This is a genomic window from Ensifer adhaerens (assembly GCF_013283195.1).
Classification (GTDB): domain Bacteria; phylum Pseudomonadota; class Alphaproteobacteria; order Rhizobiales; family Rhizobiaceae; genus Ensifer; species Ensifer adhaerens_G.
Map to the genome: position 1 here is coordinate 757,018 of NZ_JABEKT010000002.1, position 15,212 is coordinate 772,229.

Here is a 15,212-nt window from a genome sequence, read left to right on the forward strand (position 1 = left end):
ATGAAGATCACCGCCGTTCGCACCCATCTCCTGGAACATCGGCTTGGCACGCCGTTCGAAAGCGCCTCGATGCGCTTTGACCGGCGCGCCCATGTGCTGGTGGAGATCGAATGCGATGACGGAACGACGGGCTGGGGCGAATGTCTCGGCCCGGCCCGGCCCAATGCGGCGGTGGTCGCAGCCTATTCCAACTGGCTGATTGGTCAGGATCCGCGCCAGACCGAGAAGATCTGGGCGGTGCTCTACAATGCACTGCGCGATCAGGGACAGCGCGGTCTGACGATCACTGCGCTGTCGGGCGTCGATATCGCGTTATGGGATATCAAGGGCAAGCACTACGGCGCCTCGATCTCCATGCTGCTCGGCGGGCGCTGGCGCGAAAGCGTGTGCGCCTATGCGACGGGCAGCTTCAAGCGCGACGGCGTCGACCGGGTATCCGATAATGCCAGTGAAATGGCGGAGCGACGCTCGCAGGGGTTCCATGCGTGCAAGATCAAGATCGGTTTCGGCGTTGACGAGGATCTGGAGGTCATCCGCGCAGTGCGCGAGGCGATTGGCGCCGACATGCGGCTGATGATCGACGCCAACCATGGCTACACGGTCACCGAAGCCGTTCGGCTGGGCAAGGCGGCAGCGGAATATGGCATCGACTGGTTCGAGGAACCGGTCGTGCCCGAGCAACTCTCGGCCTATCGGGATGTCCGCACATCCCAGCCGATCGCGATTGCCGGCGGCGAGACCTGGCATACGCGCTTCGGCATGTGGTCCGCGCTCGAGAGCCGCGCGGTCGATATTCTCCAGCCCGACCTTTGCGGCTGCGGCGGCTTTTCCGAAGCCCAGAAGATCGCGAGCCTAGCGACGCTTTATGGCATTCGCATCGTGCCGCATGTCTGGGGAACGGGCGTGCAGATCGCCGCCGCGCTGCAATTCATGGCGGCGATGGTGCCTGACCCGGTCCGCGTCAATCCGGTTGAGCCGATCATGGAATTCGACCGCACGGAAAACCCGTTCCGTCAGGCAGTGTTGAAGACGCCGCTCGAAGCCGTCAACGGGGTGGTTGCCATTCCAGACGGGCCAGGCCTCGGGATCGAGGTCAATCGCAGTGCGCTCGTCGAATTCAAGATGCCGGGAACCTGACGAAGGCCGCGTTCATCGCTTTCGCCGTCCAGAGAATGCCCGCTACACACCTCTGGGAAAGTTTGCCATCTCCGCAGCCGCACTTGTTGTCTTCAGAATGTAAAGTCGATCCAGTCGTAGAACGGCCTACGACCGGCGCTTCTCCATTGCGCGGGTCGTGGCAAGGCGGGTTTCCTGTTCCGGCTCGTCCAATTGCAGCAAGCCACCGTGTCGGCTCTGGTGAACCTTGTTCATATGGCCTCGGGGGCTGAGGCCAAGCGTGCGCTTGAACATGCGCGAGAAGTAATAGGGGTCGGCATAGCCGACTTCCGCCGCCGCTGCGGCAACGGAAAGCCCACCTTCGAGAAAATGCATGGCGCGCTCCATGCGCTTGAGCTCCTGGTACTTGCGCGGCGTGCGGCCCACCCGCTTCTGGAACTCGCGCAGGAAATAATCGGCGTTGTAGGGTGAGGTGTCGACGGCCTTTGCGGCAATCTCCGGATCGAGCGGATGGGCCGAGATCATCGTTGCTGCCTTCATCACCGCGAGATCGATCGCGTCTGCTCCCTCCGGCTGGTAGGTGGCATGGTCGCGCCAGCCGAGAAAGGCATCCTCGATGAAGGCGATGAGCAGAACCATGAAAAGGTAATGCTGGCCGAGCGAGACGGACGAGGGCGGCGCGCTCTGGCGATAATGGCGCGCGATCGGCTCGAGAAACGACCAACGGCTCAGTTGCAGTTTCGGTCTCAGGTTCATCTGCGCGATCAGGTTATGACGACCGTAGATGTCGAGGGTGAAATGCTGCGCCACGCCGATGTATGTTTCACGCCCCTCGTTCCAGCCGACGAAGCGTTGGCCGCCGCTGATCAGCATCGCATCGCCCGGTTCCATGACGCATGGCACGCCGTCGATCAGATAGTGGCCGCGGCCATCGAGGCAGATGACGAGATCGTCGACCGGGTTGGATTTGTCGATCCTCCAGGTTTGCGAATGCTCCATGCGGATCGCCGCGCGCGTGAGGTTGAGCGTCAACGCCGCGGGCGGGATCGCTGAAAGAATGCCACCTTCGATTTCGTCCATCTTTTTCCTTCTCTTTGTGAATTCATTCTGATCTGAAAATACGAGAATGTCACCGCATAAACCGCTTCTTCTGGGGAGGAGATCGGTTCACGGGATAGGTTGAGGCGTTGCCTCTCGCGTTTCCTGCACCGAATTGGGAGCCTGATTTGTACAAAATTGCATCTACATTCACTGCGCTCAGGTGTTGCCCGGGAGGGAGGCCATGAAGATGCAGCGTCTTTTGGGGCTGGGCTATCTCACTCCCTACATCGTCGGACTTCTGGTCTTTACGGCGATCCCGTTCATCGGCTCGCTTTATCTGAGCTTCACCAACTATGACCTGATGAGCGAACCGCGATGGACAGGGCTTGCCAACTACGAGCGGCTGTTCACACGCGACCGAACCTTCATCAAGTCGCTGAACGTCACGCTGCTTTACGTCTTCCTGACGGTGCCCCTGAAGCTCGCCTTCGCGCTCTTCATCGCGGCGATCCTGAACTACAAGCTGATGTTCATCGGGCTGTTCCGGACCGCGTTCTACGTGCCTTCGATCCTCGGCGGCTCGATCGCGATTGCCGTTCTCTGGCGCTACATCTTCGCCACGGAAGGCCTTGCCAACATGGCATTGGCGACGCTCGGGCTTTCCCCGGTCGACTGGTTTGGTGATCCGACCAACGCGCTTTTCACCATCACGCTTCTGCGCTGCTGGCAGTTCGGTTCGGCCATGGTGATCTTCCTCGCGGCCTTGCAGTCGATCGACAAGTCGCTCTACGAGGCGGCGGCCATCGACGGCGCCGGCAAGGTGCGGACCTTCTTCTTCATCACCCTGCCGCTGCTGACGCCGGTCATCTTCTTCAATCTGATCATGCAGATGGTTCAGGCGTTCCAGGAGTTCAACGGTCCTTACATCATCACGCAGGGCGGCCCCCTGAAGTCGACCTATCTCCTGCCGCTCTACATCTATGACGAGGCCTTCAAGAAGTTCAACATGGGCTATGCCTCGTCCATCGCCTGGGTGCTCTTCACCATCATAACCGTGCTCACCCTCGTTGCCTTCTGGTCTTCCAAGAAGTGGGTTTTCTACGCCGGCGACAAGCGGAGCTGATCTGATATGACCGATCTTACCTTCAACGACCGCCAGGCCGCACGCCGCGCAAGGCTCAACCTGATCTCGACGGCGATCCGCTACATCCTGCTCTTCGCGGTCGGCTTCGTGATGCTCTATCCGCTGATCTGGCTGGTCGGCGCGAGCTTCAAGACGAACTCGGAAATCTTCGCAGGAGCGGGCTTTCTGCCGAAGAACCCGACTGCCGATGGCTACATCAAGGGCTGGCAGACATCGACGCCCTACACGTTCGGCCGCTTCTTCTGGAATTCGTTCCTGATCATTCTGCCAAAGGTGATCGGCACCGCCATCTCCTGCACGCTGGCGGCCTATGCTTTCGCGCGGTTCGATTTCCCCCTGAAGAAGATCCTGTTCGGTTCGGTGATCGCGATACTGCTGTTGCCCAATGTCGTCACCCGCATTCCGCAGTATATCCTGTTCCGCGACCTCGGCTGGCTCGACAGCTTCCTGCCGCTCTGGGTGCCCTCGGCACTCGCCGGCGACGCCTTCTTCGTCTTCATGCTGGTGCAGTTCCTGCGCTCGTTGCCGACAGACATGGAGGAGGCAGCACGGGTCGATGGGGCCAACAGTCTCCAGACGCTGGTCTACATCGTTGTGCCGATGCTCGCTCCGGCACTGATCTCGGTGTGCCTGTTCCAGTTCATGTGGACCATGAACGATTTCCTCGGGCCGCTGATCTACCTGTCCTCGGTGGACAAGTATCCGGTCAGTCTCGCTCTCAAGCTTTCCATCGACACGACGGAGGCTTTCGAATGGAACCGCATCCTCGCGATGTCGGTGCTGACGATCGCCCCCGCGTTGATCGTCTTCTTCGCTGCACAACGCTACTTCATCGAAGGGATCTCCTCCGGGGGGATCAAGGGCTGAACATGGCTAAGGTTCAACTGAAAAATCTCGAAAAGGTCTATGGCAACGCCTTCAAGGCGGTCCATGGCATCAACCTCGATATCGACGACGGCGAGTTCATGGTTTTTGTCGGCCCGTCCGGCTGCGCCAAGTCGACCACACTGCGCATGGTGGCGGGTCTGGAGGAGATTTCCGGCGGGGAGGTCGTCATTGGCGATCGACGCGTCAACGATCTGCCGCCCGGCAAGCGCTCGATCGCCATGGTGTTCCAGAACTACGCGCTCTATCCGCACATGAAGGTGAGGGGCAACCTCGCCTTCGGGCTGAAGATCGCCGGAAAACCGAAGGCGGAGATCGACGCCGCCATTGAACAGGTCGCCAGGATTCTCGAGATCGAGCCATTGCTCGACCGGCTGCCCAAGCAGCTCTCGGGCGGTCAGGCCCAGCGCGTGGCACTCGGGCGCGCACTGATCAAGAAGCCGGGCGTGTTTCTGTTCGACGAGCCGCTGTCCAACCTCGACGCAAAATTGCGCGCTTCGATGCGGGTGCGCATCACCGACCTGCATCGCAAGCTGAAGGCTGATGGCCTATCGTCGACGGTCATCTACGTGACGCATGACCAGACCGAAGCCATGACGATGGGCGACCGCATCTGCGTCATGCAGGCAGGACACATCATGCAGGTTGCGACGCCGAAGGAACTCTATGAACGTCCGGCGAACCTGTTCGTCGCCGGTTTCATCGGCAGTCCGGAGATGAACCTCATCGATGCTAAGCTTGACGGTTCGTCCTTCTCGATCGGCAGCCAGAGCTTGCCGCTCGGAACGCAGCTGGAGGGCCGGCTTTCGGCCCGCCCGGTAGAGGCCGTGGTCGGCATGCGCCCGCAACACCTTTCGCTCGTCGCCGACGGTCCCGCTGCGTTCACGGCGAAACTCGCCAACGCGGAGTTCATGGGCCACGAAGTCTATCTCCATGCCGACCTGGAAGGTCACAGGGTTGTGAGCGTCGTTGGCGCAGCCGATTTCGAGACGCTGGGGCGCTCGGAGAAGATCCGCCTGCGTCCCGACCTGGACCGATTGCACATTTTCGACAAGACCGACGGCCGCAACGTCTCGCTGTGAGGAGGCGGCGTTGAGCCCTGTATCAAGAAGGAGGAGAACCATGAAGACTGCGAGAACCTTGGCTGCACTGACCGGCGTCGCCTACGGCGCGCTTTCGCTCTGTGCACCGGCTGCTGGAGCGGCCGAACTGCGCATGGCCTGGTGGGGCGGCGACAGCCGTCACGTGGCCACCCAAAAGGCGACCGCCGCCTGCGGCCAGAAATACGGCCATACGGTCAAGGGCGAATTTACCGGCTTCGACGGCTATCTCGAAAAACTGACGACCCAGATGGCTGGCAGGACCGAGGCCGACATTATCCAGGTCAACTGGCCCTGGTTGCCTTTGTTTTCCAAGAACGGCGAAGGTTTCGCTGATCTGCGCCAGTTGAAGGCGATCGATCTGTCGAACTGGACGGAGGGAGATCTCGCCGCCGGCTCTATGAATGGGGTCCTGCAGGGGCTTTCGGTCTCGACGACGGGACGTGTGTTCTTCTTCAACGCAACCACGTTCGAGAAGGCCGGTGTCAGTATCCCCAAGAATTGGGACGAGTTCTTCGCCGCGACCGCGACCATCAAGGAGAAGCTCGGCAAGGACCATTACACCTTCAATGCTGTCAAGGAGACCGCGCAGCTGCTGGTAACCCTTGCCGTCGTGCAGAAGACCGGCAAGGATCTTGTCGATCAGACGAACAATCGCGTCGCCTGGACGCCCGAGGAACTCGCCGAAGGCATTTCCTTCCTCGGCAAGCTGGTGGAGACCGGCGCAATCCGCTCTCAAAAGGAAGAGGCAGCCGACGGCAACGTCAACCTGTTCGAAAAGCCCGCCTGGGCTGAAGGCAAGGTCGCTGGTTCCTATGAATGGGATTCCACCTATTCCAAATACGCCGATCCGCTGAAAGACGGCCAGGTGCTGAAACCCGTGCCGATGCTGAAGCTAGCGGACGCCGTGACCGAAGGCGTCTATCGCAAACCGTCCATGGTGTTCTCCATCTCCAGGAACTCGAAGAACCCGGAGGCCGCCGCTGAGATCGTCAACTGCCTGCTGAACGAGCCGGAAGGCATCGACGCTCTTGGCACATCGCGCGGGCTTCCCGCGTCGAAGGCCGCCGCAGCCCGGCTTGGCGACAAGGGTGAGGCTGAGGTTCGTGCTGCCAACGCCATCGTCATGGCCTCGACCGGGCCGTCGGTCTCGCCCTTCAACGAGCATCCGGAAATCCGGGCCGCCTTCATCGATACGCTCGAAGAATATGCTTACGGGCAGATCACTGCAGAAGAGGGTGCCCAGCAGATCATCGACACTGTGAACGACGTTCTCGCCGAGTTCGACTGACCGCCAACACTGCCCCGCCGCGGGTGACCGCGGCGGGACTTGCGCCCGTCTGACGGGCACGGAACACGAGGCAAGACATGATCAGACCTTCCATCATCGCGCGCTCGGCGCGAACGGCGGCGCTATGCCTGCCGACGCCCGGTGCGCTTTACTGGCTTGGCGAAAAGACGGCCTGGCGGCTGTCGTCGCCGGATGACGCCCGGGACTTGCAGCAGGGAGTGGCTGACACGGTCGTCACCCTGCTGCACAGACTTCACCCCGCGCGCCGCTACGTCTTCGAGGCCGAAGGGTTTCTGCCGGTGTCCTTCCAAACCGCGCCCTGCGCAGGTCTCGTCGATGCTGGCGATTTCGATCTCGTGCCTGATATCGCGTCCGACGATCTCGATGGCGCCGTCGCCAATGCCAAAGCACTTGCGGATGCGATCGCAACAGTCCCGAGCGGCGGTACGCTTTATCTCGGGCGGGGCCTATGGACGGCGTTCCCGATTACGCTCAAGGGGCAGATGACCCTGCATCTCGCTGAAGGAGCGACCTTGCGAGCGCCATCCGGGCGTACCGGTTGGCCCATCCTGGCATCGCGCGATCATTGCGGCCGCATGCTCGGCAGCTGGGAAGGGTTGCCTGCTGCCTGTTTTGCCGCGCCCGTGCATGCCGCCTCGGCGGAAAATCTGGTGATCGAGGGCCGTGGTGCCCTCGATGGCTCCGGTGACAGGGGCGACTGGTGGAGCTGGCCGAAAGAAACGCGAGACAGCGCACGGCGCCCACGCGGCCTGCATCTGATTTCCTGCCGTGACGTAACCCTGCTCGGATTCACCATCCGCAACGCGCCGTCCTGGACCATCCATCCGCAGGGTTGCGAGCGTCTGACGGCTGCCGGACTGACGATAATCGCGCCACCAGACAGCCCGAACACCGATGGTTTCAACCCTGAAAGCTGCCGCGATGTCACGATTACAGGTGTGCGTTTCTCGGTCGGCGACGATTGCATCGCGGTCAAGGCCGGCAAGCGTGGTCCGAACGGCGAGGATGATCACCTGATGGAAACACGCAACGTTCGCGTCAGCCATTGCCTGATGGAACGCGGCCATGGCGGGCTGGTGATCGGCTCGGAGATGTCCGGTGGCGTGCATGACGTCTGCGTCGAGGATTGCGAGATGATCGGCACGGATCGCGGCCTGCGGCTGAAGACCCGTCGCGGTCGCGGCGGGTCGATCACCAATATCGCCATGTGCCGTGTGCGTCTGGATGGCGTCGAAACCGCGCTCTCGGCCAACGCCCACTACCATTGCGATGCCGACGGCCACGATCCCTGGGTGCAGAGCCGTGAGCCGGCAGCCGTCAGTTCCGCGACACCGGTCATCGATGGCGTCACCATCGAGGACATCGAAATCCGTGGCCTCGCTCACGCGGCAGGCGTGTTTCTCGGTCTACCCGAAGCCCCGATCCGCAACATCAGCATCCGCCGCCTGCAGATCGTCTCGCATGACCCCGATGCAATCGCGACGCCGCCGATCATGGCCGATCGCATCAGGCCCATGCGTCACGAGGCGATCGTCGCCGAGCGAGCCGAGATCGACTGCGACGATCCTGCCTTGCTCAGTGCCGCCTCAATCTCCCTTTCCTTTGAATGAGATCCGCCCGTGAACCCGACAGACTATTTCGATGAATTCGCCAAGCGCTACACCCGCTACAAGGGGGGTAGCTGGTGTTACGAGGATGGATGCGTCTATCGCGGCCTCATTCACCTCTTCGAGGCGACAGGCGATGCGCGCTGGAAAGCGCATCTGCACCGCCTTGCAGATCCGCAGATCGCAGCCGACGGTGCACTTTCGGGCTACGATCCTCATGAATACAACATCGACCACATTCTTGCCGGACGCTCGCTGTTCGCGCTCGCCAAAGAGGCTGACGATCCGCGCTATCGTTTGGCCGCGGACCGTCTGGCCGGGCAATTGCAAAGCCATCCCCGCATCGCTGCCGGCAACTACTGGCACAAGAAGCGTTATCCGCATCAGGTCTGGCTGGACGGGCTCTACATGGGGCTGCCGTTCCAGATCGAGTACGGCAAATCGACGGGCCGCGCCGGCCTGATCGCCGACGCGCTGCAGCAGTTCTCGACAGCTCTGGCATTAACGGCCACCTCGGGCGGCCTCTACGTCCATGGCTATGACGACAGCCGTCAACAGCGCTGGGCGGACCCGGCGACCGGTCAGTCTCCCGCCGTCTGGGCGCGCGCGGTCGGCTGGCTGGCGATGGCACTGGTCGATTCATTGGTCATGCTGCCGGCCGACGAGGCCACCGCTTCCCTGCGCCAGCGCACCGGCCGTCTTCTAACGGAGATCAAGAGCCGACAGGTGACTTCCACCGGTCTCTGGCCGCAGGTGCTCGACGCGCCGGATCTCGAGGGTAATTACGAGGAGAGTTCAGCTTCGGCGATGTTCGCCTATGCGCTCATGCGCGCTGCCCGCCATGGTCTGCTCGAGCCGGATCGGACTGAAGCCTCGGCCGCGGCGGGCAGACAAGCGCTCGATGCCCTTCAGAATACCCGGATCGTTGCGGATGTTGAAGGCATCACTCGTTTCACAACCATCGTCCACGTTGCCGGTCTTGGCGGTTTCGAGGGCAACTATCGCGACGGTTCCCCGGGTTACTATCTCACTGAGCCTGTCGTTGCCGATGACGCCAAAGGTGTTGGTCCGCTGATGATGGCCTATGCCGAAAGCCTGATGGCAGCGTCCTGAAGAATCTCCAGGAAGTGTGTGAAGCGGTTTTCCGCAGCTTGGACGCTGGTGCTTGCAGGGGCTCCTTCCCGCGAACGTGTGTCATTCCGCTCGAATGATGTGCATCCATATCGTAGGGCAGACGTGCGATCCCGTCAGATCGGACCGTCGACGATGACCAAAGCGCGGCCCTGCGAGCAAGTCTCGATGCGGGCGTTGAGCTGGTAGATGTCCCGCAGCATCGGGGCCGCGATGACGCTTGCAACCATGGTGCCGTTGGCAATGACAATGGTGTTTTCGCAATAGCGCAGGGCATGGTTGAGGTCGTGAAGCGCGATCTTGCAAATATGATGATTGCAGACACTGCCGGCGAAGGGCGCTTGCCGCGAAGCCAAGCAGGGCCGCCGTGGCCGCAGACCGTTGGCGGCGTATGAACGTCGATGAAGCGCGCTTTCGGACGTTGGGTTCCGCAATGCGACCGACGGTTGGCGCCAGCCAGTTGCATGCTGCTCACGACACATAGGGCAGGGCTCTCCTTCAGGGGCCGACCTGCGTGCGCTCGGCATTCCTGCCATGTGTGTCCGCGCGGCGACGCCGGGAGTTGCCTTGCTCAAGGTCCGAGGGAGGGATCTTCGTTTCTGGAGGTTGATGAGAAGCTCTATAAGGCGCGGCGCCATGTCACGGATCTCGGTCAGGTGAATGGTGCTCAATCGCTTGAGCACATTCGCAGCTGGCTGGTGAGCGCGAGCGTCTGGCGGCGCCTGTCGAAAGGGTCGGGTTGGCGTGTGACATAGCTGCTGCCACCAGCCGCTCGACAAGTTCGGGTGCGGTGTGCGGTGCGATGAACAAGCGCTCCGCCAGAAGCCCTACTGTCATGGCAGCGTCGCCGCGATAGCCTTTGATTGCCAGAAGCGCCTGGTGTTGCTGACTGAGCAGCCCTTCGTGTTGGGCCGCCGACGTCGAAAAATCTGAGAAGGGGCGCAGGATGTAGCGCAGGTTGGCAAGCGCCTCATAGTCGGCGTCTGTGATCTCACGACTCAGTCGATTTCTTGCCTCACCCGTTCAGGACTAAGATCAACTCCCTTGATGGAGAATGAAACAATGCCATCTCCAATGGCCGCTCGTGGATTGTTGAAATTGCGCGTCGTCGGCTGGATATCAAATCCAAGCCTGTTGCCGGTAAAGGGGATCTCAACGTCCACGGACGTGCCAGTGATGCAGTAAGGCCGGGACCGGTCGCTTATCCATCTATCGGGATCACGGCTCACATCGATTTGGGTCTCACGTTGATCGACCACTAGATCGTCAGAGTATATCTGACGGTACGTCAAAGGCAATTTCGCTCGCATAATATCGTGCTAAATCAGTGGTCGACGTATCTAGTAATTCGTCGCCACTTTTGGGCGCAGCATTCCGATAACTGCGCATTTGTAAACAACCCCAAACATAATACTCGGTAATAGTGTGTCCTGACGTATTGGCTATCGACTTTGCTTGAAGAAATCGAGTTGCGCACAGGAATATTAGGAAGTCGATATCTCCTGCGCATCGACTAAGGGATGCCCGCTGGGCCTCAGGGTGGTCTCACCTGCCAGATGAGACCCCTGAAGACGGATAGGCTGCGTGAGAGTCGTGTCTCCAGACAGCACACGAAATCTGGGACAGACCGGCGTCATTGCACGTCCTGATCGGGATATCGACAGCGCATCGCCGAGCGCGTTGTTGCTCGCTGTTTTCGCGGCGTCGTTTTGCAAACGGGTTCTGTGTTCGTATCCCATCACGGCGAGAGATTGATAGTCGGCTCTGCGGCCGAGCGGACGGGCAACTCAGAGAGAAAGATGGCGCATAGCTGGTGTTGAAAGCTGCAGTACTGAGACTTGATGATACTACGGAGCTAATTGCCCGTGTCGTTCGAGGAGACGCATCAAGACCCCGTTGGCATGGGTGAAATTAGCGCGCTGATTCTGGAGGTGGTATGCCCATTTCTCGCCGTGAAAGAGGTTGTTGCCGAAGCGCCGGACGATGATCAGCACGGTGAGCAGCCAATCACGTGGATCGTTGTCGCTGCCATCGAGAACCAATTAGACAACAGCGGGTTTGGTCGTCACGCCGGTCCTCGGCAAGCTTTACTCCGGCGAGTAAACGGCCTGCAGATGCTATTCGGGCGCGGTCGTCGATGTCCACTTGCCGGACAGGACGAGCGGCGACAGGCTGAGATCGCCGACGACCTGCTCGACCAGTTGGTTCTGCTCCCTCGCGGTGTAGACGACGGCTTCGACTGCGATAATGCCGCCCTCGCTCGCAGAGTGACTTTCAAGTCCCCGGAGACGCAGCTTTCGCGCCTCCATCGCCTGCAGCAGGGCTGAGCGCACGACGGCCTCTTCCTTGGCCAGGCATTTCAGCTCGATCATGTAATAACGCTCGACGGCTTCCTTCTCCGGCGCGTGCCGCTCGATCAGCGCGCCGATGCGGGGCATGGTGAGGTTGATCAGGAGAACGAACGCGCAGGCCTCCGACGCCGCAAGCAAATAGCCATAGCCGGCCAGCACCCCGACGGCGCCGGTAGACCAGACCGTCGCCGCTCCGCTCAAGCCCCGAACGCTCAGCCCATCACGCATGATCAGGCCGGCCCCGAGAAAGCCGATCCCGGTGACGACCTGCCCGCCCATGCGCACATCCGTGCCGCCGTCAATCAGCATGCCAAGCGAGGTGAAGGCCGCAGCACCCAGCGAAACCAGCGCATGAGTGGTGAGGCCCGTGTACCGCTGTCGCCACTGACGCTCCAGCCCGATCACCATTCCAAGGAAGGCCGCGATGGCGAGATTGGGCGTGATCGACAGCTCGTTCAGGAGGGCTGATTCAAAAGACGACATTCACACATCCTGTTCAGCATGCGCGACAGGGAGAGCCTGAAGGGGCTTGAGCGATTGCTGGCGCGGGTCGATTTAACCGGCCTGCCACTGGACTTGCAAGCGGCTTTCATCCGTGAGCCTTAACGCTCGACACCGAGGATGGGGATTGCTCAGCGGGGCAACGGTCGCTCGGTGCTGCTGCATAACTCCTCAAACCGCGATCGATCGATTTTGGGGACGCCCAGGTCAATGGCCAATCCCCCTTGAGGCACCCTTCAGGGGGAGCTGTCACGCGATTGATAGAGGACACGGCGACAGTCGGACCCGATCCCTGCCTGAGCTGCGGGGGCTGCGTCCCAAATTGTATTTCCAAGTCCAAACAGTTCGATGCTTTGGATCAGTCGCCGATGTCGAGAGGCTGGCTTGCGCTAGAGCGTCGTGCGTTTAATGGTTCCGGCATTCGGCTCTATTGAAGGCAGATAGGCCGAAGCTTGCCGCTACCCGCCGCTGTCCACCATCGACACAACACGCCCGCGAATATCCAAAGAATGAAACTTACCCATGATTCACCTCCATCTGAAGTGAAGCACAAATCGAAACAAACGGACTCCGATAGACAAGTCAGTTTAATCGAACGGGGCTCTAGGCTGAGCCGCGCAGCATGATCTCGGCGCTGAGCAAGATGCGCTCGTCCGCGGGGAAGGCCTGGTCGGCATTTTCCGTTTCGCCGAGCTTGTAGAGCAGAAGCTCGATCGCCAGCCGGCCGATCTCGTTGTAGTTCTGCGCCACCGTCGTCAGCGGTGGACAGGTATAGCGCGACAACGGGTGGTCGTCGTGGCCGGCGACGCGCAGGTCGCTGTCGGCTTCCCGGCCGACCTTGACGCCCGACTGGAAGGCGGCCGCAATGACACCGAAGGCGACGCGGTCGTTGGCGCACAGCACCGTCTTCGTCGGAAAACCGCCTTCGCCCAGAATGCGCAGCGTTTCGTCATAGCCGAATTTTTCGAAGTCCCAGGAGGCATTCGGCGCTGTCGGCACGATGGCCGCATCCATCTTCAGCTGCTGCATCGCCTCCTGATAGGCGTGTTGGCGGGCGAGCGCGTTGTTGTTGACCGGCGGCATGCCGAAGTAGCAGGGCGGTTCCCCGGACCGGCAGAGATAGTCGACCATCAGCTTGAAGCTCTGCCGGTTGTCGGTGCCGACGAAGGACGAACTGCCGTCGAGCGGCGAGTCGACATAGACAAGCGGGATGCTCTCGCCGAGCGAGGTGAGCTTCTGGTGATGAGACTGGACGCCGAGCGGGGCGATGATCGCGCCGGCGACGTTCATCGACTTGAAGGTCTCGATGGCGCGCTCTTCCATCTCCGGCTTGCCGTCGGAAGACAGGACGAAGGCGAGAAAGCCGGCCTGGTTGGCGATATGCTCGATCCGCCGCGTCAGCGCCATGTAGAACGGGTCGGTGGAATTGGGAACGATGACGCCAAGAATATTGGTTCGCCGCCGGTTGAGATTGACGGCGAAGATGTTGGGCCGGAAGCCCGATTGCTTGATCGCGGCCTCGATGGCGTCGCGGGTCTTCTTGCGAACCGAAGATGGATCGTTGAAGTATTTGGAGACTGTGGGGCGCGACAAACCGACGAACTCCGAAAAATCCTCCATCGTCTTGATTTGTCTGTCCACGGTCGAAGCGCCCCCATTCTTCTTTTGGGTTTCGTTTATAGATTTATTTCCGAGGGATAGGCAGTGTCGACTGCGAAATATTCACGGAATGAACGGCCGGCTCTATCCTTTGCAGGCCGAAAAATAATCATCCAGAACCGCGTCGACGGCGGCAATCGCCAATGCCTTTGCTTGTGGTGCCACCTGTCCGTCTCGCACGCGCTCGTAACTGCCTGCTAAATACTGGCTGATCAGCGTCTCGGGGATGGTGACGCCGTCGAGCAGGCGGAGAAGCTCGTCGACCGCTGCGGCGACCTTCGGATGCGGCCAGTAGTAGCGGATGCGGTCGCTGTAGGAGAAATGGCGCTGAAGCCGCAGCGCTTCGGGCGAGCCGTGATAATACTTGCCCCAGTTCGCCGGCTCCTCGCGCATCACCTCCTCGGTGATTTCTGCCAGGGTTTTTGACCGCGCATCGGGAAACAGGAAGGCGGCGACCTGGTCGAGGCCGTAGAGCGCTTCTCGCAAGGCAAAGGTCAGGCCGGGGCCGACCTTGAGGATGGCAAAGCCATCGGCGACCAGATCGCGAAGCGCATCCTGCGTCTGGTAATCGGTGGAGTGCGCTTCGAACACGAGGCCATCGAGCTTCGTCAGGCTCTCGCTCAAGGCCGCGGCCTTCGGCCGGTCGTAAGGAATGACGTTCTCGTTGCCGAATTCCACGCCCGGTTGGACGACGGCGCCGACGACCCGCGAAAATGCCTCGCCGGCACCTGCGTCGCTGAAGGCCTGGCGGTGAATGTCGACGGTCTCGACGGCTGCTTCGGGTGCGGTGACTTCCAGCGTGTCCAGTTCCTCGAGCGCGCCGCCTGGTACCGGGACTTCGGTGCCGATGATGTAGACCGGCGCGATGCCGTCGCGTCCGCGGATCGCATCTTCGGCGGCCGCTGCAAGCCGTGCCGCGCGGGACGCCGTCGTCGCATCGGGAAGGGCGACAGGCTCGCCGGCGCAGCCCATGCTGGTGTCGAGATGCAGCTTGGTGAAGCCGGCCTCGGCATAGGCGCGGATCATCGCTTCGGCTTTCGCCATCGCCTCGTCGGCGGGCAGATTTTTCCACGGGTTGGGGCCGAGATGGTCGCCGCCGAGGATGATGTTGTCGACCGGAAAGCCGGTCTTTGCGGCGATATCCCCGACGAAGCCGGTGAAACCGGCCGGCGTCATGCCGGTGTAGCCGCCGTCCTGATTGACCTGGTTGCAGGTCGCCTCGATCAGGAGATGGGTGCCTTCCTTCAGGGCGCGCAGCATCGCCGCCTCGATGACCAGCGGATGTGCGGAGCAGATCGAGGGAATGCCGCGAAGGCCCGGCCGGTCGCGCCACTTGGCGATGTCGATCAGATAATTCGGTTTCAT

12 protein-coding genes and 2 pseudogenes are annotated in these 15,212 nt (G+C 61.1%); 7 read left to right on the forward strand and 7 right to left on the reverse strand.

All coding sequences use genetic code 11. The annotated features are described in order from the left end of the window. Complete coding sequence (locus LPJGGPFB_RS19935; protein WP_173421661.1) at positions 1-1,137, forward strand: mandelate racemase/muconate lactonizing enzyme family protein; 1,137 nt, start codon at positions 1-3, stop codon at positions 1,135-1,137. A 126-nt stretch (positions 1,138-1,263) separates the two neighbouring features. On the opposite strand, the gene LPJGGPFB_RS19940 is transcribed toward LPJGGPFB_RS19935, so the two are convergent. Continuing rightward, positions 1,264-2,196 carry a helix-turn-helix transcriptional regulator gene (locus tag LPJGGPFB_RS19940; RefSeq protein ID WP_173421662.1) on the reverse strand — a complete coding sequence of 311 codons (933 nt, stop codon included), beginning with the start codon at positions 2,194-2,196 and terminating at the stop codon, positions 1,264-1,266. A gap of 202 nt (positions 2,197-2,398) precedes the next feature. On the opposite strand from LPJGGPFB_RS19940, the gene LPJGGPFB_RS19945 reads away from it, so the two are divergent. The 6 genes from LPJGGPFB_RS19945 (at position 2,399) to LPJGGPFB_RS19970 (ending at position 9,318) form a co-directional block, all read left to right on the forward strand. Continuing rightward, positions 2,399-3,280 carry a carbohydrate ABC transporter permease gene (locus LPJGGPFB_RS19945; RefSeq protein ID WP_173421663.1) on the forward strand — a complete coding sequence of 294 codons (882 nt, stop codon included), beginning with the start codon at positions 2,399-2,401 and terminating at the stop codon, positions 3,278-3,280. A 6-nt stretch (positions 3,281-3,286) separates the two neighbouring features. Then, positions 3,287-4,168 (forward strand): carbohydrate ABC transporter permease, encoded by an 882-nt coding sequence (locus LPJGGPFB_RS19950; protein ID WP_173421664.1) that lies wholly within the window; start codon positions 3,287-3,289, stop codon positions 4,166-4,168. A 2-nt stretch (positions 4,169-4,170) separates the two neighbouring features. After that, complete coding sequence (locus LPJGGPFB_RS19955; protein ID WP_173421665.1) at positions 4,171-5,268, forward strand: ABC transporter ATP-binding protein; 1,098 nt, start codon at positions 4,171-4,173, stop codon at positions 5,266-5,268. A gap of 40 nt (positions 5,269-5,308) precedes the next feature. Then, positions 5,309-6,577, forward strand: coding sequence for an ABC transporter substrate-binding protein (locus LPJGGPFB_RS19960; RefSeq protein ID WP_173421666.1), 1,269 nt, complete (start codon positions 5,309-5,311; stop codon positions 6,575-6,577). 77 nt (positions 6,578-6,654) lie between these two features. Continuing rightward, the gene (gene pglA / locus LPJGGPFB_RS19965; RefSeq protein ID WP_173421667.1) at positions 6,655-8,208 is read left to right on the forward strand and encodes a polygalacturonase PglA; all 1,554 of its coding nucleotides are present in this window, start codon (positions 6,655-6,657) and stop codon (positions 8,206-8,208) included. Between the two features lie 9 nt (positions 8,209-8,217). Continuing rightward, entirely contained in the window at positions 8,218-9,318 is a 1,101-nt protein-coding gene (locus tag LPJGGPFB_RS19970; RefSeq protein WP_173421668.1) for a glycoside hydrolase family 88 protein, read from the forward strand. 134 nt (positions 9,319-9,452) lie between these two features. On the opposite strand, the pseudogene LPJGGPFB_RS19975 reads toward LPJGGPFB_RS19970, so the two are convergent. The 6 genes and pseudogenes from LPJGGPFB_RS19975 to LPJGGPFB_RS19995 form a co-directional block, all read right to left on the reverse strand. Then, a pseudogene (locus LPJGGPFB_RS19975) lies at positions 9,453-9,644 on the reverse strand (ABC transporter ATP-binding protein); the annotation flags it as partial. Positions 9,645-9,917: 273 nt separating this feature from the next. Next, a pseudogene (locus LPJGGPFB_RS33125) lies at positions 9,918-10,338 on the reverse strand (MarR family winged helix-turn-helix transcriptional regulator); the annotation flags it as partial. After that, positions 10,335-10,499, reverse strand: coding sequence for a hypothetical protein (locus LPJGGPFB_RS19980; RefSeq protein WP_173421669.1), 165 nt, complete (start codon positions 10,497-10,499; stop codon positions 10,335-10,337). The gene LPJGGPFB_RS19980 and the pseudogene LPJGGPFB_RS33125, both read right to left, overlap by 4 nt. Positions 10,500-11,453: 954 nt before the next feature. Further along, the gene (locus tag LPJGGPFB_RS19985; protein WP_173421670.1) at positions 11,454-12,170 is read right to left on the reverse strand and encodes an MgtC/SapB family protein; all 717 of its coding nucleotides are present in this window, start codon (positions 12,168-12,170) and stop codon (positions 11,454-11,456) included. Positions 12,171-12,791: 621 nt separating this feature from the next. Beyond that, positions 12,792-13,808, reverse strand: a complete 1,017-nt coding sequence (locus tag LPJGGPFB_RS19990) for a LacI family DNA-binding transcriptional regulator (protein WP_173422250.1) — start codon at positions 13,806-13,808, stop codon at positions 12,792-12,794. Between the two features lie 123 nt (positions 13,809-13,931). Continuing rightward, the gene (locus LPJGGPFB_RS19995) at positions 13,932-15,212 is read right to left on the reverse strand and encodes a D-tagatose-bisphosphate aldolase, class II, non-catalytic subunit (protein WP_173421671.1); all 1,281 of its coding nucleotides are present in this window, start codon (positions 15,210-15,212) and stop codon (positions 13,932-13,934) included.

What these genes read in the sequence shown, in the direction of transcription:
- LPJGGPFB_RS19935 (WP_173421661.1), top strand. Translation starts at nt 1, where the DNA reads ATGAAGATCACCGCCGTTCGCACCCATCTCCTGGAACATCGGCTTGGC.
- LPJGGPFB_RS19940 (WP_173421662.1), bottom strand. Translation starts at nt 2,196, where the DNA reads ATGGACGAAATCGAAGGTGGCATTCTTTCAGCGATCCCGCCCGCGGCG.
- LPJGGPFB_RS19945 (WP_173421663.1), top strand. Translation starts at nt 2,399, where the DNA reads ATGAAGATGCAGCGTCTTTTGGGGCTGGGCTATCTCACTCCCTACATC.
- LPJGGPFB_RS19950 (WP_173421664.1), top strand. Translation starts at nt 3,287, where the DNA reads ATGACCGATCTTACCTTCAACGACCGCCAGGCCGCACGCCGCGCAAGG.
- LPJGGPFB_RS19955 (WP_173421665.1), top strand. Translation starts at nt 4,171, where the DNA reads ATGGCTAAGGTTCAACTGAAAAATCTCGAAAAGGTCTATGGCAACGCC.
- LPJGGPFB_RS19960 (WP_173421666.1), top strand. Translation starts at nt 5,309, where the DNA reads ATGAAGACTGCGAGAACCTTGGCTGCACTGACCGGCGTCGCCTACGGC.
- pglA (WP_173421667.1), top strand. Translation starts at nt 6,655, where the DNA reads ATGATCAGACCTTCCATCATCGCGCGCTCGGCGCGAACGGCGGCGCTA.
- LPJGGPFB_RS19985 (WP_173421670.1), bottom strand. Translation starts at nt 12,170, where the DNA reads ATGTCGTCTTTTGAATCAGCCCTCCTGAACGAGCTGTCGATCACGCCC.
- LPJGGPFB_RS19990 (WP_173422250.1), bottom strand. Translation starts at nt 13,808, where the DNA reads ATGGAGGATTTTTCGGAGTTCGTCGGTTTGTCGCGCCCCACAGTCTCC.
- LPJGGPFB_RS19995 (WP_173421671.1), bottom strand. Translation starts at nt 15,212, where the DNA reads ATGAAACCGAATTATCTGATCGACATCGCCAAGTGGCGCGACCGGCCG.